At 71.6% G+C, this 16,944-nt stretch carries 16 protein-coding genes; 10 read left to right on the forward strand and 6 right to left on the reverse strand.

The genetic code is table 11. The annotated features are described in order from the left end of the window. Positions 1-62: 62 nt before the first annotated feature. Positions 63-1,223 (forward strand): S1 family peptidase, encoded by a 1,161-nt coding sequence (locus ACWCWD_RS01350; RefSeq protein WP_450769281.1) that lies wholly within the window; start codon positions 63-65, stop codon positions 1,221-1,223. Between the two features lie 120 nt (positions 1,224-1,343). Here ACWCWD_RS01350 and ACWCWD_RS01355 read toward each other — a convergent pair whose 3' ends face one another. The 4 genes from ACWCWD_RS01355 to ACWCWD_RS01370 are packed head-to-tail and all read right to left on the reverse strand — an operon-like array spanning position 1,344 to position 5,925. Then, entirely contained in the window at positions 1,344-2,702 is a 1,359-nt protein-coding gene (locus ACWCWD_RS01355; protein WP_450769662.1) for a GH1 family beta-glucosidase, read from the reverse strand. Positions 2,703-2,722: 20 nt separating this feature from the next. Continuing rightward, on the reverse strand, positions 2,723-3,562 hold the full coding sequence (locus ACWCWD_RS01360; protein WP_450769664.1) for a carbohydrate ABC transporter permease: 840 nt from the start codon (positions 3,560-3,562) through the stop codon (positions 2,723-2,725). Positions 3,563-3,590: 28 nt separating this feature from the next. After that, positions 3,591-4,601 carry a carbohydrate ABC transporter permease gene (locus tag ACWCWD_RS01365; protein ID WP_450769282.1) on the reverse strand — a complete coding sequence of 337 codons (1,011 nt, stop codon included), beginning with the start codon at positions 4,599-4,601 and terminating at the stop codon, positions 3,591-3,593. Positions 4,602-4,611: 10 nt separating this feature from the next. Next, on the reverse strand, positions 4,612-5,925 hold the full coding sequence (locus ACWCWD_RS01370) for an ABC transporter substrate-binding protein (RefSeq protein WP_450769284.1): 1,314 nt from the start codon (positions 5,923-5,925) through the stop codon (positions 4,612-4,614). Positions 5,926-6,067: 142 nt separating this feature from the next. On the opposite strand from ACWCWD_RS01370, the gene ACWCWD_RS01375 reads away from it, so the two are divergent. The 5 genes from ACWCWD_RS01375 (at position 6,068) to ACWCWD_RS01395 (ending at position 9,911) form a co-directional block, all read left to right on the forward strand. Beyond that, on the forward strand, positions 6,068-7,423 hold the full coding sequence (locus ACWCWD_RS01375; RefSeq protein WP_450769285.1) for an ROK family transcriptional regulator: 1,356 nt from the start codon (positions 6,068-6,070) through the stop codon (positions 7,421-7,423). Positions 7,424-7,558: 135 nt separating this feature from the next. Next, positions 7,559-8,080: an N-acetyltransferase family protein gene (locus tag ACWCWD_RS01380; RefSeq protein ID WP_450769286.1), complete on the forward strand. Its 522-nt coding sequence runs from the start codon at positions 7,559-7,561 to the stop codon at positions 8,078-8,080. A 268-nt stretch (positions 8,081-8,348) separates the two neighbouring features. Beyond that, the gene (locus ACWCWD_RS01385) at positions 8,349-8,864 is read left to right on the forward strand and encodes a hypothetical protein (protein ID WP_450769287.1); all 516 of its coding nucleotides are present in this window, start codon (positions 8,349-8,351) and stop codon (positions 8,862-8,864) included. 63 nt (positions 8,865-8,927) lie between these two features. Further along, positions 8,928-9,263: a hypothetical protein gene (locus ACWCWD_RS01390; RefSeq protein ID WP_450769289.1), complete on the forward strand. Its 336-nt coding sequence runs from the start codon at positions 8,928-8,930 to the stop codon at positions 9,261-9,263. Between the two features lie 87 nt (positions 9,264-9,350). Continuing rightward, the gene (locus ACWCWD_RS01395) at positions 9,351-9,911 is read left to right on the forward strand and encodes a GNAT family N-acetyltransferase (protein ID WP_450769291.1); all 561 of its coding nucleotides are present in this window, start codon (positions 9,351-9,353) and stop codon (positions 9,909-9,911) included. Between the two features lie 96 nt (positions 9,912-10,007). On the opposite strand, the gene ACWCWD_RS01400 is transcribed toward ACWCWD_RS01395, so the two are convergent. Beyond that, positions 10,008-10,610: a TetR/AcrR family transcriptional regulator gene (locus ACWCWD_RS01400; RefSeq protein WP_450769292.1), complete on the reverse strand. Its 603-nt coding sequence runs from the start codon at positions 10,608-10,610 to the stop codon at positions 10,008-10,010. 72 nt (positions 10,611-10,682) lie between these two features. Between ACWCWD_RS01400 and ACWCWD_RS01405 the strand changes: the two genes are divergently transcribed. The 3 genes from ACWCWD_RS01405 (at position 10,683) to ACWCWD_RS01415 (ending at position 14,449) form a co-directional block, all read left to right on the forward strand. Then, positions 10,683-11,519: a class I SAM-dependent methyltransferase gene (locus tag ACWCWD_RS01405; protein WP_450769294.1), complete on the forward strand. Its 837-nt coding sequence runs from the start codon at positions 10,683-10,685 to the stop codon at positions 11,517-11,519. A gap of 48 nt (positions 11,520-11,567) precedes the next feature. Continuing rightward, positions 11,568-12,941: an FAD-dependent oxidoreductase gene (locus ACWCWD_RS01410; RefSeq protein WP_450769296.1), complete on the forward strand. Its 1,374-nt coding sequence runs from the start codon at positions 11,568-11,570 to the stop codon at positions 12,939-12,941. Positions 12,942-13,150: 209 nt separating this feature from the next. After that, positions 13,151-14,449, forward strand: a complete 1,299-nt coding sequence (locus tag ACWCWD_RS01415) for a peptidoglycan DD-metalloendopeptidase family protein (protein WP_450769297.1) — start codon at positions 13,151-13,153, stop codon at positions 14,447-14,449. Here ACWCWD_RS01415 and ACWCWD_RS01420 read toward each other — a convergent pair. Beyond that, the gene (locus tag ACWCWD_RS01420; RefSeq protein ID WP_450769298.1) at positions 14,439-15,500 is read right to left on the reverse strand and encodes a DMT family transporter; all 1,062 of its coding nucleotides are present in this window, start codon (positions 15,498-15,500) and stop codon (positions 14,439-14,441) included. The two genes, ACWCWD_RS01415 and ACWCWD_RS01420, sit on opposite strands and share 11 nt — an antisense overlap. Before the next feature lie 274 nt (positions 15,501-15,774). Between ACWCWD_RS01420 and glgA the strand changes: the two genes are divergently transcribed. Then, entirely contained in the window at positions 15,775-16,944 is a 1,170-nt protein-coding gene (gene glgA / locus ACWCWD_RS01425; protein ID WP_450769300.1) for a glycogen synthase, read from the forward strand.

Consider the following 16,944-nt stretch of genomic DNA (forward strand, 5'->3'; position numbering starts at 1 on the left):
GAGTGCTCGCGGACGCCTCCTGTTCCACCCCCACGCATCGGAACACCAGAAGGGGCACTGCCTTGAAACACCTGACACCCCTGCGCGCCGGACTGTCCGCGCTCCTCGTCGTCGGCGCCTGGGCGGCCATCGGCCCGGCCCCGGCATCGGCGGCCGACACCGCTCCCCCCACGAGCGCCGCCGCCTCGCAACCCGCCTCTGCCGGGCTGCTCGCCGCCATGACCAAGGACCTCGGGCTGACGCCCGCGCAGGCCAAGGCCAGGCTCGCCGCGGAGAAGACCGCCACCGCCCAGGAGCCGGCCGCCCGCCGCGCCGCCGGGGCCTCGTACGGAGGATCCTGGTTCGACGCCGGGACCGGCAGGCTGACCGTCGGAGTCACCGACGCGAAGGCCGCCGCGGCCGTACGGGCGACCGGTGCCGACACCAGGCTCGTCCCGCACACCCAACGCGCCCTCGACCGGGCCAAGTCGGCCATCGACGCGCTCACCGCACCTGACGGCGTGGCGAGCTGGCACGTCGACGCGGAGGCCGGATCCGTCGTCGTCGAGGTCGCCGCCGCCTCGGCCGAGGACCAGGAGGTCCGCTCCTTCCTGGCGAAAGCCCGTACCGCGGGACCCGTGACGGTGCGTCAGGCGGCGGCGATGCCGCAGACGTTGTCCGCCGGAACGGTGGGTGGCGACCCCTACTACACAGGCAACGTCCGCTGTTCCATCGGCTTCTCGGTGAACGGCGGGTTCGTCACCGCCGGGCACTGCTCGGGGGCCGGCGCGTCGGTCAGCGGCTGGGACGGATCGGCCATCGGCAACTTCCAGGGCTCGACCTTCCCCGGCGACGACTACGCCTGGGTGAACGTCGCCAACGGCTGGTGGACGGTGCCGGTGGTCCTCGGCTGGGGCACCGTCTCCGACCAGCTGGTACGCGGCTCCAACGAAGCTCCGGTCGGCGCCTCCATCTGCCGCTCCGGCTCCACCACCCACTGGCACTGCGGCACCGTGCTCGCCAAGAACGAGACGGTCAACTACAGCCAGGGCGCGGTGTACCAGATGACGAAGACCAACGTCTGCGCCGAAGGCGGCGACTCCGGTGGCTCGTTCATCAGCGGCGACCAGGCCCAGGGCGTCACCTCCGGCGGCTGGGGCGACTGCACCAGCGGCGGCGAGACCTGGTACCAGCCGATCAACGAGATCCTCAGCCACTACGGCCTGACGCTCACCACGGCCTGACGCGCGCCACGGCCCTGCACTCCCGACGGGCCGTCGGCGCCCCGGAAAGAGAATGACAAGGCCCCGGCCGCGCGGCGGAAAACCGTCGCGCGGCCGGGGCCCGCTCCCGGAGGAGTGGCGTCAGGCGGAGTCCGCCACTCGCCCGGAGGACAGTTCGCGGATCAGCTCCGCGTAACGCCGTCCGCTGGTCTTCACTGTACGGCGCTGGGTGTCGTAATCGACGTGAACCAGCCCGAATCGCTTGTCGTACCCGTAGGCCCACTCGAAGTTGTCGAGCAGCGACCACGCGAAGTACCCGGCGAGCGGGGCCCCCTTGGCGACCGCCCGGCCGCACGCGGCCAGGTGCTCCTCCAAGTACCGGGTGCGCTCGGGGTCATGGACCGAACCGTCCGCCGCGACCGTGTCCTGGTAGGCCGAGCCGTTCTCGGTGACGTAGATCTTGGTCGCGCCGTACTCCTCGGTCAGACGCAGCAGCAGCTGCTCCAGGCCCTCCGCGTGGACCTCCCAGTCCATGTACGTGACGGGGGCGCCGGGCACCGGGACCTGCCGGGCGTGCGGGATCGGGCCCGACTCGTCGGCGGTGACGACCTGGCGGAAGTAGTAGTTCAGGCCCAGCCAGTCGAGCGGGGCGGCGATGGTCTCCAAGTCGCCGGGCTGTACCGGGAGTTCGACTCCGTACAGGTCGAGCATGTCCTGCGGGTAGCCGCGGCCGTGGATCGGGTCGAGCCACCAGCGGTTGGTGTGTCCGTCGGCGCGGACGGCCGCCGCGATGTCGGCGGGGCTGTCGCTCGCCGGCTCGATCGGGGAGAGGTTGTTGACGATGCCGACCCGGGCCCCCGGGGAGGCGGCACGGATCGCCTGCACGGCGAGGCCGTGGCCGAGGTGGAGGTGGTACGAGGCGCGGACGGCGGCCGTGATGTCGGTCAGGCCCGGCGCCATCTTGCCTTCCAGGTGGCCGATCCACGCCGAGCAGAGCGGCTCGTTGAGGGTCGCCCAGTCCTTGACGCGGTCGCCGAGGCGCTCGACGACGGCGGAGGTGTACGCCGCGAAGTGCTCGGCGGTCTCACGGACCGTCCAGCCGCCGCGGTCCTGCAGGGCCTGCGGGAGGTCCCAGTGGTAGAGCGTGGCGAAGGGGGTGATCCCGTTGCCCAGGAGTCCGTCCACCAGCCGGTCGTAGAAGTCCAGGCCCTTCTTGTTGACCGGTCCGTCACCGCCCGGGACGATGCGCGGCCAGGCCAGCGAGAAACGGTACGCGCCCGCGCCGACCTCCTTGATCAGGCCGATGTCCTCGGGCACCCGGTGGTAGTGGTCGCAGGCCACGTCGCCGGTGTCGCCGCCCGCCACCTTCCCGGGCGTGTGGGAGAAGGTGTCCCAGATGGAGGGGGCACGGCCGTCCTCGGCGACGGCTCCCTCGATCTGGTACGAGGCGGTGGCCACTCCCCAGGTGAAATCGGCCGGGAGGGAGTTGAGGTCGTTCACGGACTGCCTTTCTGAGATGGTCACTTGACAGCGCCTGCCGTGAGGCCGGCGACGAGATAGCGCTGCAGCAGGAGGAACCCGGCGACGACCGGGACGCTGACGACGAGCGAAGCCGCCATCACCTGGTTCCAGTAGACGTCGTTCTGGGTGGCGTACCCCTGGAGCCCGACGGCGAGGGTCCTGGTCGTGTCGTTCGTCATCACCGAGGCGAAGAGCACCTCGCCCCACGCCGTCATGAACGCGTACACGGCGACGGCGACGATGCCCGGCACGGCCGCCGGTACGACGACCCGGAACAGCGCGCCGATCGGACCGCAGCCGTCCACCTTGGCGGCCTCGTCCAGATCCTTCGGGATGGAGTCGAAGTATCCGATCAGCATCCAGATGGAGAACGGGAGCGAGAACGTCAGGTAGGTGAGGATGAGCCCGCCGCGCGAACCGTACAGCTCGATGCCCGTGCTGTTGCCGATGTTCACGTAGATGAGGAACAGCGGCAGCAGGAAGAGGATGCCGGGGAACATCTGGGTGGAGAGCACGGTGACGGTGAAGACCCGCTTGCCCCGGAAGGAGTAGCGGCTCACCGCGTACGCCGAGAACACCGCGATGATCACGGAGGCGACCGTGGCCGAACCGGCCACGATCAGCGAGTTCCCGAAGTACTTCGCGAGCGGGACGGTCTTCCAGATGTCGAAGTACGGCCGGATCGTGAGGCCCGAGGGTATCCACTGGAACTTGCCGGACACGTCCTGGAGCGGCTTGAGCGAGCTGCTGACCATGACGTAGACGGGCAGCAGCACGAAGCCGGTCAGCAGCGTCAGGACGATCCGCCGGGTCCAGACGAAGGACGCCGGCGCCGCCATCGGGGAACGGCGCTTGTGAGTCGTGGCGCTAGACACCGGAACCCTTCTTTTTGCGTGAGGTCACCAGCAGGTAGACGGCCGTCACCAGCAGCAGGAAGAGCAGGAGGAGCACGGACATCGCCGAACCGGTGCCGAAGTTCCAGGTGACGAACGACGACTGGTAGATGTGCAGCGAGATGAGGTCGGCGTTCTTCGGAGCCGCGCGGCCGAAGAGCACGAACGGGGTGTTGAAGTCGTTGAAGGTCCAGAGGAACAGGACCAGGACCAGCACCTGGTTGACCGGCCGCAGCGACGGCAGGGTGATCTTGCGGATCTGCTGCCAGATGCCGGCCCCGTCGATGGAGGCGGCCTCGTACAGCTCGCGCGGGATGTTCTGCAGCCCCGCCATCAGGATGAGGAGGGCGAACGGCCAGCCCTTCCAGACCGAGACGACCAGCAGCGCGTAGAAGCTGTTGTCGCCGATCAGCCAGAAGGACGGCTGGTCAGTGAGACCGAGCTGGTCGTGCAGGACGTGGTTCACCAGGCCGTTGTCCCGCTGGAACATGAACGCCCAGGTGATGACGGCCGCGTAGACCGGCAGCGCGTACGGGACGAGGAAGATCGCCCGCAGTACGCCTCGGCCCTTGAAGCTCTCCTGGAGCATGATCGCGGCCGCCACGCCGAACAGCCAGGACAGGCCGACGGCGAAGAAGGTGAAGACGCAGGTGACGAAGAAGGAGTGGAGCAGGGCCTCGCCGATCGGGGCGTCGAAGTCGACGGCGATGCTGTAGTTGTCGAGGCCGGTCCAGGGCGCGTTGCCCCAGTTGCTGATGAAGAACTGGGTGAGCTGGCGGAAGCTCATCACGATCCCGACGATCATCGGGATCAGGTGGACGAGCAGTTCGAGCAGGATCGCCGGGAGGAGCAGGAGATAGGGCAGTCCGCCGTTGCGGATCCGGTCGGGGATGCGCGGCAGTCTCCTGCGCGCACCCCCGGTGCCCCGGCCCCCACCGCTGTCCGACTTACCGACCCGGGGGTCGGCGGTCACGGTGGAAGTCATGGTTCGAACCTCACTGCCCCATGGTCTGCTGGGCCTTTTCGAGAGCCGCCTTGACGGTCTCGGTGGTCACCGGCTTGCCCGCCGCGGCGTCGGCCCACAGGTCCTTGACCGCGGTGCCCACGGCCGTCTCGAACTGGGACTCGTTCGGCACCTGCGGGAGCGGGGCCGCGCTGGTGGACAGCGTGTCGCGCAGCACCGCGAGGTCGTTCACGCCGAACGCCGCGTCCTGCTGGGCGGCCTTGACCGGCGGGATCGCCCCGTAGGTCTTGTTGAGGAGCTTCTGCTCCTCGTCGCTGGTCATGAACTTCACGAACTTCTTGGCGCCGTCGATGTTCTTGGTGTTCTTGAACACCGCGATGTTGATGCCGGCGACCATGGAGTTGGTCTGCTTGTCCTGGCCGGGGGCCCCGGAGGGGACCGGCACGGGGGCGACGCCCCAGTCGTCCGGCGTCATGCCCTGGGCGGCGAAGGTGGTGGCGGCGGCCTGCCACAGCACCATCCCGGTACGGCCCTTGGCGAAGTCGGTGAGCGACTGGTTCTGCGCGTACTCCGCGTTGCCCGGAGCGATGATCTTGTCCTTGGCCATGAAGTCGACGTACTGCTTCACGGCGGCGACGGCACCGTCCGAGGTGAAGGTCGGCTTGCCGGCGGAGTCGAAGAAGTCGGCACCGTGCTGCTTGCCGAGGACGAACACCTGGTGGATGTTGTTGGAGAGGTTGCCGCCCTCGGCACCCAGACCCCACTTGCCGTCCTTGGACAGCTTCTTGCCGTCCGCGACCAGCTCGTCCCAGGTCTTCGGCGGTGTCGCGATGCCGGCGTCCGCGAACATCTTCTTGTTGTAGTAGAGCGCGTACGCCAGCGAGTACAGCGGCACGGCGGCGGGGTCCTGACCCTCCGCACCGGCCGAGGCGACCGCCGACTCGACGAACCGGTCCCGGCCGCCGATCGCGTCGAAGTTCTTCGTGTCCCAGGGCAGCAGCGCGCCGGAGGCCTGCAGCGAGGCGGACCACGTGTTGCCGATGTTCAGCACGTCCGGGCCCTGACCGGAGGTGGTGGCGGCGAGGATCCGGTTGAGGAGGTCGGACCAGGGGACGACCTCCAGCTTCACCTTGATGCCGGTCTGCTCCTCGAACTTCTTCAGCTCGGGGGTGAGGATCTTCTTGTCCGCCTCGACGCTCGGCCCCTGGTTGGAGGCCCAGTACGTGAGGGTCTTCGGCGACTCGTTGCTTCCGCCGCCCGAGTTGGACCCGCCTCCGCAGCCGGTGACTCCGGCGGCGATGGAGATCGCGAGGGTGGCGGCTGCGGCGGCTCTGATGTTGCGCATACGGGATGGCCCCTTTCCGGGGATGGCTGCGTTCGGGAACCGAACGGCCTCCATGACTTAATTTATGCCGTGATCTAAGAGCTGAAGGAAGGTCGCGTCAAGGGGTTGGACCGGGGTATGTTGCGGGAAGGAAGGGAGCAACATGGCCGAGCGCAACAGACGGACCGTGCGTGACCTGCGACGGGGCAACCGGGCAAGGGTATTGCAACGGTTGTATTTCGACGGCCCGTTGAGCCGCCAGGAGCTCGCTCCGGCGACCGGGCTGAGTTCAGGTTCCATCAGCAACGTCGTCGCCGAGCTCGTCGCTGAGGGGGTCCTCGAAGAAGCGGGGATCGTCGACTCGGACGGCGGGCGGCCGCGCACCCTCCTCCGGGTGGCGCCCGCGGGCGGCCTGCTGATCGGGATCGACATCGGCGAAACCCGGGTGCGCGTCGAGCTGTTCGACCTCGCTCTCACGGAACTCGCCCGCACCGAGCGGCCGTTGGCGCAGCACGGGTACGACGTCGAGCGCATCGTCGGCCATGTGCGGGCCGCCGTCGAGGACGTCCTCGCCGACGCGGGCGCCGACGCGCACCGGCTGCTCGGTATCGGCATCGGGGTCCCCGGCATCATCGAACGCCCCCACGCCTCGGGGAGCGACGGCCCCGACGGATCAGGGGCGGTCGTGCACGGGCAGACCATCGGCTGGCGGGCCGTCCCCTTCGAGCGGCTGCTGCGCGAGGCCGTCGACATCCCCGCCGAGGTGCCGTTCTTCATCGACAACGGTGCCAAGACGCTCGGGCAGGCCGAGATGTGGTTCGGCGGCGGCCGCGGCGCGGACGCCGCCGCCATCGCCCTCATCGGCTCCGGCGTCGGCGCCTGCGTGAACCGGGGCGGCGTCCTCGACGAGGACCGCAGCAGCGTCCCGCTGGAGTGGGGCCACACCACCGTCCAGTTGAGGGGGCGCCGGTGCCGCTGCGGCTCCATCGGCTGCCTGGAGGCGTACGCGGGCGGCGAGGCGATGCGCGAACGCTGGTACGAAGCCGGCGGACCGCTCCCCGAGGACACCGACGACGAAGCGGCGCTCGCCGCCCTCCTCGCCGCCGCCTACCCGCCGCCCGGCGGCGCCGACCCCGACCCCGTCGCGGTGGCCCTGCTCGACGAGACCGCCGAATGCCTCGGCGCCGCACTCGCGGACCTCGTCAACCTCTTCCTGCCCCAGCGCATCCTGCTCGGCGGCTGGGCGGGACTGCTGATCGGCCCCCACCTCCTCCCCGCGATCCGCCGGTACGCCGACGCGTACGCGCTCCGCCACGCCGCCGCCCGCGTCACCATCGAGATGGGCCGGCTGGGCCCGGACGCCGTCACCGTCGGCGCGGCCACCCTGCCCCTCTCCGACTTCCTCGCCCGGGGCGGCAGCCGCCCCACCCCGGGGCCCGTCCCCGACGCCGCGACCGGACCCGCCCGCACTCCGGCAGCCGCGGTGCGCGCCAGGGCGGTGGTGGCCGAAGGCGTGTGACGCGGAGAGCGGTTGGAGGTGTCCGGCCGGGCCGGGTGAACGGGGCGGCGCGCTCCGTCCCGGCTTCCGGGGGGTCGTGATCACCGGACGGGGGTGCGAACATCCCCGGTCAGGGGGCCGGTTAGGGTCTGTGCCATGTCTGCTCCCCCCGCGCCCGAGTCCGAGTCCGCCGAGGTCGTTCCCGAGTCCGCCGAGGCCGTACCCTCTCATGCCCTGCGCCCCGCGACCCGCGCCGACCTGCCCGCCGTACTCGCCCTGCTCGCCGACGAGGAACGCGTGGTGGACCCGGCGGCGGTCACGGTGACGGAGTCGTACGAGCGCGCCTTCGCGGCGATCGACACGGACCCGCGCAACGAGATGCTGGTCCTGGTGGAGGACGACGGCACGGTGGTGGGGTGCCTCCAGGCCACGTACATCCCCGGGCTCGGCAAAGGCGGCGCCGAGCGGGTCCTGATCGAAGCGGTACGCATCCGCGCGGACCGGCGCGGGGGCGGGCTCGGCCGCACCCTGATGGAGCAGACGGCCGCCCGGGCACGCGCGCGTGGCTGCGCGCTGGTCCAGCTGACCAGCCACAAGCAGCGCGACAACGCCCACCGCTTCTACGCCGCTCTGGGCTTCGCGCGCAGCCACGAGGGGTTCAAGCTCGCGCTCTGTTGATCCTTGCTCGTCGAGCCCCGCATCGCCGGCCAGATGTGCGGGGCCGGCCCATCGGCGCGTACGAGTGCCGATCCTGCCCACTCCGGACTTGGCGGTGCCATCGGTGGCCAGACCGGCATGGCGAGAAGGATGGCCGGTCGGGCCACGGCCTTTCGGCAGTCGCTCATGAGCAGACATGGCGCACGAAGGTGCCATGCGTACACCAGGTCGGCTCCGAGGTTTGGGAGAGAGCCGGGCATCATCCGCCCTCTTCAACTTGAATGAGGACATGGACGGAGCGGTTATCGGGCTGATCGGAACAGTCGTGGGCGCAGTGAGCGGAGTGGTGGGGACGCGAACCGCCACCCGCCTCGGTGGATCGGAACAGCGGCGCACTCAGAACGATCAGTCGGAGAGGCAGGGAAGAACCTCGGCCTATTCGACGCTCGCCACGGCGTGCAGTCGCGCATACCGAGTGGGCCGCGCCGCCCACGTGGTGTTGCAGGGAGAGGGTGCTCGGCGGCCCTCCGACATGACCGAAGCGCTTCAGCAGTTCGGGTCGGCTGTCGAGGAGGCTGATGAAGCCGTGGACGTCGTGAAGCTGCTCGGGCCGGACCTGATGGCGCGTGCTGCGGACAACCTGATGGCGGCCATGAACCTTTGGCGCAACGAGGTTGAACTCCTGGCTCGTGGACGGGGAGACGAGCAATGTGCAAGCGAGGCCATTGAAATGTGCGAGGAACTGGCTGAGAGGTTCGTAGTGTTGGGACGTGAGACGCTCAGCGGCACAGCCGCGAGACCTTGAGGAGCCCGCCTCCGCCGCCCGCTTCGAGGCCGTCATCCTGGTTCGATGCACCAAAGCCGCGTCATGACCGAGCCCCTCACGTCTGGCATCCACGCGGTCGAGGTGGAACTGGCGATCGATCAGGTCACCATCGTGGGACCGTCCGAGGCCACTGCCACCGTGCGCTGCATGCTCGGGCCGGTTCGCCTCGGAGCCCGCTTCGACCGCATCACCGACTCGACCGAAGCCATCGACCTGGAACTCACGCAGATCCTCGCCTACTTCGGGCGCCCGGTCGGGGAACTCGACCCCGTCCACACCGCCCTCGTGACCCTCCACGGCATAGGGGTTCACCGCCTCACGTCAGCCGCAGCGCGCTTCCGATGGCCGGTCGTCCAAGGAGCCAACCCATCGCCGTGACCGAGGTGGTGCGTACGCCCGCTCCTCCTCCTCCGGCTGCTGCGCATGTCCGTTGCGGTCCCAACTGCCGGTGGTGAAGATCGCGGTGTGAAAACTTTCCTGGAGACCGATCGGCTCATGCTGCGCGCGTTCACCGAGGCAGACGCCGACCACCTGCTCGCACTGGACAACGACCCCGACGTCATGCGCTTCATCAACGGCGGGCGCCCCACGAGTCGCGAGGTGATCCAGACGCGGACCCTGCCCAGACTCCTCCACGACCACCCGTGCTTCGGGACCCGCGGCTACTGGGCCGCCGAGGAGAAGGACGCCGGCGTCTTCCTGGGCTGGTTCGAGTTCCGGCCCCTGGACGACCACGACCCCGCCGTGGTGGAGCTCGGCTACCGGCTGAACAAGGCCGCCTGGGGCTGCGGTTACGCCACCGAGGGGGCGCGGGCCCTGATCCGCAAGGGCTTCACGGCTCTCGGGGTGGAGCGGGTGACCGCGAACACCATGGCGGTCAACACCCGATCCCGGCGTGTGATGGAGAAGGCGGGCCTGTCGTTCCTCCGCGGTTTCACCGAGGACTGGCCGGAGGCCATCGAAGGGTCCGAGCACGGCGAAGTCGAGTACGAACTCACCCGGGCCACGTGGGAGCGGCGCCCGTAGAAGCCGCCAACCGGCGGCGATCGCAGCGGTTCCGCCCCACGAGGGCAGCCCTGCCCCCGGACGCGGCTGCGGGCAGTCGCAGTCGCCGGACGGCCCTCAGACCGGCCGCCGCCGCACGGCATCCGCGACGACCGCGGTCACGAGCCTGCTGACGGCCGCCGCGTCCGACGGGCCGGGGTCACGGTCCGCGAAGAGGAGATGCCCGCCGCCGACCAGGGAAAGGGTGAGCGCGTCGATGTCGGCGTCCGCCGCGATGCGGCCCCGTTCCCGCTCGGCGGCGAGGTAGCCGGAGATCGCGGCCGTGGCCTCGGCGAGGATCGCGATGCCGCCTCCGGGCCGGGCCTGCCGCAGCCGTGCGCGCAGCTCGTCCCGGAAGGTGATGAGCGGGATGATCGCCACCGGAACCGGCCCGAACAAGGTGGTCAGCGCGCTGGCGAGGTTGTCGGCCACCGTGCCCGTGCCGGCCGACCCGCGCAGCACGTCCGCCTGCCGCTCCAGCCGTGCGGCCCGGTCGAGCACCAGGTCGGTGAGGAAGGCGTCGAAGTCGGCGAAGTGCCGGTGCAGGACGCCTTTGGCGCATCCCGCCTCGTCGGTGACGGCCCGGCTGGTCAGCCCGTTCGGGCCGTCGCGCAACAGCACGCGTTCGGCGGCGTCGAACAGTTGCTGCCGCGCGTCGCGAAGGTGCACCCCGGTCGGCACTCACAGATCCTCTCGTGCGTCAGCCCCTCGGAACCCGTTGTCGAGTGGGCATGTGCCCGTTAAAGTGGGCGCATGCCCACACTACCGCGGGAGCAGCCGGAATCACCCCGAGTGGCGTCGCATCAGGCCCGGCGTATGGCTGAGTCGTTCGGCGCCGACGCGCAAGGGTACGACCGGGCCAGGCCCGGCTATCCCGAACCGCTGGTGACGCGGATCGCCGCCGGGAACCCCGGGTCCGAGGCGCGGGACGTGCTCGACGTCGGCTGCGGCACCGGCATCGCGGCCCGCCAGTTCCAGGCGCTCGGCTGCGAGGTGCTCGGCGTCGAGCCCGACGCGCGGATGGCCGACTTCGCGCGGGCCCGTGGCCTGCGGGTCGAGGTGGCCACCTTCGAGGACTGGCAGCCGGGCGACCGGACCTTCGACGCGGTCGTCGCCGCCCAGTCGTGGCACTGGGTGGACCCGGTCGCCGGTGCCGTGAAGGCGGCCCGTGTACTGCGGCCGGGCGGACGGCTGGCGATCTTCGGACATGCGTACGAGCCGCCGGCCGAGGTGGCGGAACCGCTGGCCGAGGCACTCCGGCGGGCGGCACCAGACTCCCCGTTCAGCGGCCAGCCGGCCCGGCGTCCGCTCGGCCTCTACGAGGCGGTCTACGCGAAAATCGGCGACAGGATCCGGGAGACCGGACGGTTCGAGGAGCCCGAGCAGTGGCGCTTCGACTGGGAGCGGTCCTACACCCGCGACCAATGGCTGGATCTGCTCCCCACCACCGGCGGCCTCACCCGACTCCGTCCCGGTCAGCTCGCCGAGGTGCTGGAGGCGGTCGGGGGTGCCATCGACTCCCTGGGCGGACGCTTCACGATGGAGTACACCACCCTGGCCGTGACCGCCGTACGCGCCGCCTCCTCCTGAGCGGAGAGACGCCGACGGGTACGAGTACGGGGACGCGAGGAGGCGCTCATGGTGCGGGTCGCGGTGATCGGGGCGGGGATCAGTGGACTGGGGGCGTCGCTCATGCTCGCCCGGCGCGGCCACCCGGTCACCCTGTTCGAGCAGGACGCCCGACAGGCCGGCGACGACCTGGACCAGGACTTCTTCCACTGGCGCAGACCCCGGGTCCCGCAGGCGGACCAGCCCCACGCGCTCCTCGCGCCCGTGCGCACGGTGCTGCGCGCCGAGACCCCCGACGTGTACGCCGACCTGCTGGCGCGCGGGGCCCGGGAGTACCACGAGTTCGACTGGTTCGACGAGCATCCCCCGTACCGTCCGGGCGACGAGGAGCTGGTCACCCTGCGCACCCGCCGCATCGTGCTGGAGGCCGCCCTGCTCGCGGCCGTACGGCGGGAACCCGCCGTCGAGGTGCGGCCGGGTCGCCGGGTGCGCGGCCTCACCGTCGAGGCGGGTCGTCCCGCCCGGGTCACCGGCGTGCGGGTGGGAGAGGAGACGCACCGGGCGGACCTCGTCGTCGACGCGTCCGGCCGGCGCTCGCCGGTGCCCGGCTGGCTGACCGAGGCCGGCTGCCGCCCGCCCGTGGCCGAAAACCACCGGACCGGGATCGCGTATCTCTGCCGCTGGTACCGCCTGCACCCCGACGGCCCGCGCGATCCCGGGCGGGTGAAGACCGGTTCGGCCGCACCGTTCGCGCTCGCCGGGGTCTTTCCCTCCGACAACGACACCTTCGCCGTCAACCTCGTTCTTCCGACGGGCGACCCCACCCGCGGCGCACTCACCGACCCAGCCGTGTTCGAGGCCGTGGCCCGGCTCTTCCCCGCCCTCGACGCCTGGCTCGCCCTGGCTCCCGTACCGGAGTCGGGTGTTCTCGCGATGGCGGGCCTGGACAACCGCTGGACCGCGCTGACCGACGACCGCGGACCCGTGGTCAGCGGCCTGGTCGGCGCCGGGGACAGCCTCATCCACACCAACCCCACGCTGGGCCAGGGAACCGCCCTCGGGCTCCGCGCCGCCCAGTACCTCGCCACCCATGCCGACCGGATCGCCGCCGACCCGGCTACGTACCACGCCTGGACGAACCAGGCTCTCCGCCCGTGGTTCGACGGGCAGGTGGCCGCCGACCGTGCCAACGGGCAGCGGCTCGCGGTGAGTTCACCGCACCTGGACCGCTGGTCCGCCGCCCGGGCCGCCTGTGCCTTCGAGGATCCCGTCGTCATGCGGGCCCGGGCCCAGGTGCGCCATCTCCTGCTCCACCCCCACGAGGCCTACGGCACCGACGAAGTGGACCGGCACGTGGGCGCCTGGCTGGCCGCACGCCCCGGCTTCGCGCCCCGGCACGACGGCCCCACCCGGGAGGAGTGGAACGCGGTCCTCCCCGGCTGATCGACAGTCGGTGACCATGGTCACCGGCCACGGCCCGCATCGCGACCGCCGTGCCCGCGGCCCTGGTCAGGCGCCCGGAGGACGGATTCCGGGCGTTCGCGCCCGGCTCCGGCGGGGACGCCGGTGTGGTCGTGCACTTGTCACGAGCCTTTGTGCGCACCTAAGTTGACGCCTGAACTGTGTCCACCTGCCAGCGGGGGAGCCTCATCATGGCCGCGAACGGACGGCATCGCAGATACCAGCCGAGTCGGATCAACCGGGCGTCGCTCACGGTGACGGCGGGAGGTGCGGGGATAGCCCTGCCCCTGATCGCGGCGGGCACCGCCCACGCCGCGTCCGTGGGCACGTGGGAGAAGGTCGCCGCCTGCGAGTCGACGAACAACTGGCACATCAACACCGGCAACGGCTATTACGGCGGGCTCCAGTTCAGCGGGTCCACCTGGGCCGCGTACGGTGGCACCGCCTTCGCCGCACGCGCCGATCTCGCGACCGAGGACCAGCAGATCGCGATCGCCGAAAAGGTCCTCGACGGGCAGGGTCCGGGCGCGTGGCCGGTCTGCTCCGAGCGGGCCGGGCTGACCCGCGACGACGCCGGGTCCGGAACGGTCACGCAGGCCCAGGGGTCCCGCCCCGCCGCGTTACCGGCCACCGCGAAGCAGACAGCGGCCAAGCGGGTAGCCGCGCAGACCCCCAAGAAGACCTCGGCCGCCACCGCCGCGCAGACCCCGAAGAAGACCTCGGCCGCCACCGCCGGGCAGGCGCCGAAGAAGGCCCCCGCCGCCACCCCCACCACGGTGCCGGGCAAGCGCGAGGCGTACACCGTGGCGCGCGGCGACTCGCTCTCCGCCATCGCCGCCACCGAGCGGCTCCAGGGCGGCTGGCAGGGGCTCTACACCGCCAACCGCACGGTCATCGGCGAGGACCCCGATCTCATCCTCCCCGGCCAGCGACTCGACCTCGCGCCCGCCCGGGCGGCATCCGGCACCGCGAAACAGCAGAGCGCCAAGCCCGCCGCCACCAAGCCCGCCGCGAAGCCCGCGGCCGCGAAGCCCGCGCAGGCGAAACCGGCGGCCGCCCCCGCCCCCGCCAAGCAGGCGTCGAAGGCGGTCGGAATGGTCGCCCCCGTGCAGGCGTCCCTGGGCACCCCGTACCACCAGTCCGGCTCCTGGGCCAGCGGCTACCACACCGGCGTCGACTTCCCGGTCGCCACCGGCACCTCGGTGAAGGCCGTCGCCAAGGGCACCGTCGTCTCCGCCGGCTGGGCCGGCGCGTACGGGTACGAGATCGTGATCCGCCACGGCGACGGCAAGTACAGCCAGTACGCCCACCTCTCGGCCCTGAACGTGCGCGCCGGCCAGCAGGTCTCCGCCGGACAGCGCATCGCCCGCTCCGGCTCCACCGGCAACGCCACCGGCCCGCACCTCCACTTCGAGATCCGCACCGGGCCCGCCTACGGCTCCGACGTGGACCCCCTCGCCTACCTGAGGGCAGGCGGGGTCAAGGTCTGAGCCCGCTACCGGGGGCGGCCGACGAGGGTCCGCCCACCGCCGGGGAGTGCGACCGCCCGCCGCCGGACGATCCGGCGGCGGGCCGTTCGGGCTCCTCGGCGGGCTCCGGCAGCGCCACCCGGCCCCGCCCGCCCTTCCGGGGTCCGGGCGTCCGGCGCCGCGTAACCCCGGAGTCCGCCCCGTCCGCCCCGTCGGCGTCGGCGGGCCGGCCGTCCCGCCGCTCGGCGGCCAGCCGCTGAGTCGTCAGCAGCACCAGCCCGGCCGCCGCCAGCGCACCGCTCGCCAGCGCCAGCAGGGTCCCCACCGGCCCGAAGCGGAAGTGCTCCCCGAAGAGCGTGAGCCCGACCACCGCCGCCACCACCGGGTTCACCACCGTCACCGTGGCCAGCGGCGCGGTCAGCCCCGCCCCCCGGTACGCCGCCTGCGACAGCAGTAGCCCGGCCGCTGCGAACACCGCGATCACCAGCAGCGACGGCAGCCCCTCCCCGAGCGCGCCCGAGGTCCACTCGACGGCCACCGTCTTGGTGAACACCGAGGCCATTCCGAACGCCACCCCCGCACCGGTCGCCAGCACCACGCTGCGCAACATCGGCCGCTGCCCCAGCCCCTGACCCGCCAGGAAGAGCGCCGCGACCGCCCCGAAGGTCGCGGTCGCCAGCAGCAGTTGGTCGGCACCACCCAGCGCGTGCGATTCGGCGCTCCCGGTGAGCGCCAGCAGTCCCGCGAGTCCCACCGTCGCCATGACGGCCCCGCGCCACGCGGTGCGCCCCGCCGCACGCCCGACGAAGAGCGCCGCCATCGGCAGCGCGAAGACGATCGTCAGCGCCCCGAGCGGCTGGACGAGGCTGAGCGGGCCGTACGCCAGCGCCACCACGTGCAGCAGCGCCCCCGCGCCGTTGAGCCCCACGGCCGCCCACCAGGCGGCGTTGCGCAACGGCGCGTACGAGCGCCGGTCCCCGCCGGAGGCCACCCGCTCCTGCACGATCGCCCCGGCCGCGTAGGCGACCGCGGAGACCAGGGACAACAGCACGGAAAGCACGAGGGAACTCATGGGACCACGATGTCCTCCGCAAGCCGCCGAGTCGTCGTCCCAGAGGGGGCGATCCGGCGTACTGCCTCCGTAGTACGGGCAGGTGTGCGACGTCCTTCCTTCGACGGTAGCCCTCCTTCCCCGGGCCCGCCGCAGAAGATCCGCACCGCCACGCGGCGTACCCGCAACGTGACGACCAGGACCCCCCGAGCCCGGCATGATCCACACAGGCCCCGGTTCCACCGACCCGTGACGGGGTCTTTCGCGCAGGCGCCGCGTGAGTGACCATCAAGGCATGAGGGTCGGACTGCTCACCCGCGAGTACCCCCCCGGCGTGTACGGCGGCGCCGGCGTGCACGTCGAGTTCCTGGCGCGCGAACTACGGCCGCTGGTCGATCTCGCCGTGCACGCCTGGGGCGAGCCCGACGGCGGGGAGGACGGCGTGCACTGGCACCGCCCGGCGCTCCCGGCCGAAGCCAACGACGCGCTGCGGGCGCTCTCCGTGGACCTGTCGATGGCCGCCGCCCTCGGCGACCGCGACCTGGTCCACTCGCACACCTGGTACACCAACCTCGCAGGCCACCTCGCCAAGCTCCAGCACGGCATCCCGCACGTGGTCACCTGCCACTCGCTGGAACCCCTGCGCCCCTGGAAGGCCGAGCAGCTCGGCGGCGGATACGCCCTCTCCGGCTGGGCCGAGCGCACCGCCCTCGCCTCCGCCGACGCGGTCGTCGCGGTGTCGCACGGCATGCGCGACGACATCCTCGCCTGCTATCCGGAGCTCGACGCGGCCAGGGTGCGGGTCATCCACAACGGCATCGACACCCGGCTCTACGCCCCCGACCCCGGCACGGACGTCCTCGCCCGGCTCGGCATCGACCCGGACCGGCCGTACGTCCTGTTCGTCGGACGGATCACCCGCCAGAAGGGCGTCCCGCACCTGCTGCGTGCCGCGCGCCTCCTGGAGCCGGGCACCCAGCTGGTGTTGTGCGCCGGAGCCGCCGACACCCCCGAACTCGCCGAGGAGTTCCGCCTCGCGTACGAGGAACTCGACGCCGGCCGCAAAGGCGTGCACTGGATCCCGCAGATGCTCGACCGGCCCGACGTCGTCCAACTCCTCACCCACGCGACGGTGTTCGTATGCCCCTCGGTGTACGAACCGCTCGGCATCGTCAACCTGGAGGCGATGGCGTGCGGCACACCCGTGGTCGCCTCCGCCGTCGGCGGGATCCCCGAGGTGGTCGACGACGGGCGTACGGGTCTGCTCGTCCCGTACGAAGAGGCGGAGCCGGAGCGCTTCGAACTCCGGCTCGCCGAAGCGCTGAACACGGTGGTCGGCGACGTGGCCGGGGCCCGGAGGATGGGCGCGGCCGGACGGCGGCGCGCCGTCGAGGAGTTCGGGTGGGACCGGGTGGCCGGCCGCACCGCGGAACTGTACCGGGAGATCCGCGCGGCAGGTGAGTGA

The sequence above is a fragment of the Streptomyces sp. NPDC001493 genome (assembly GCF_053597235.1).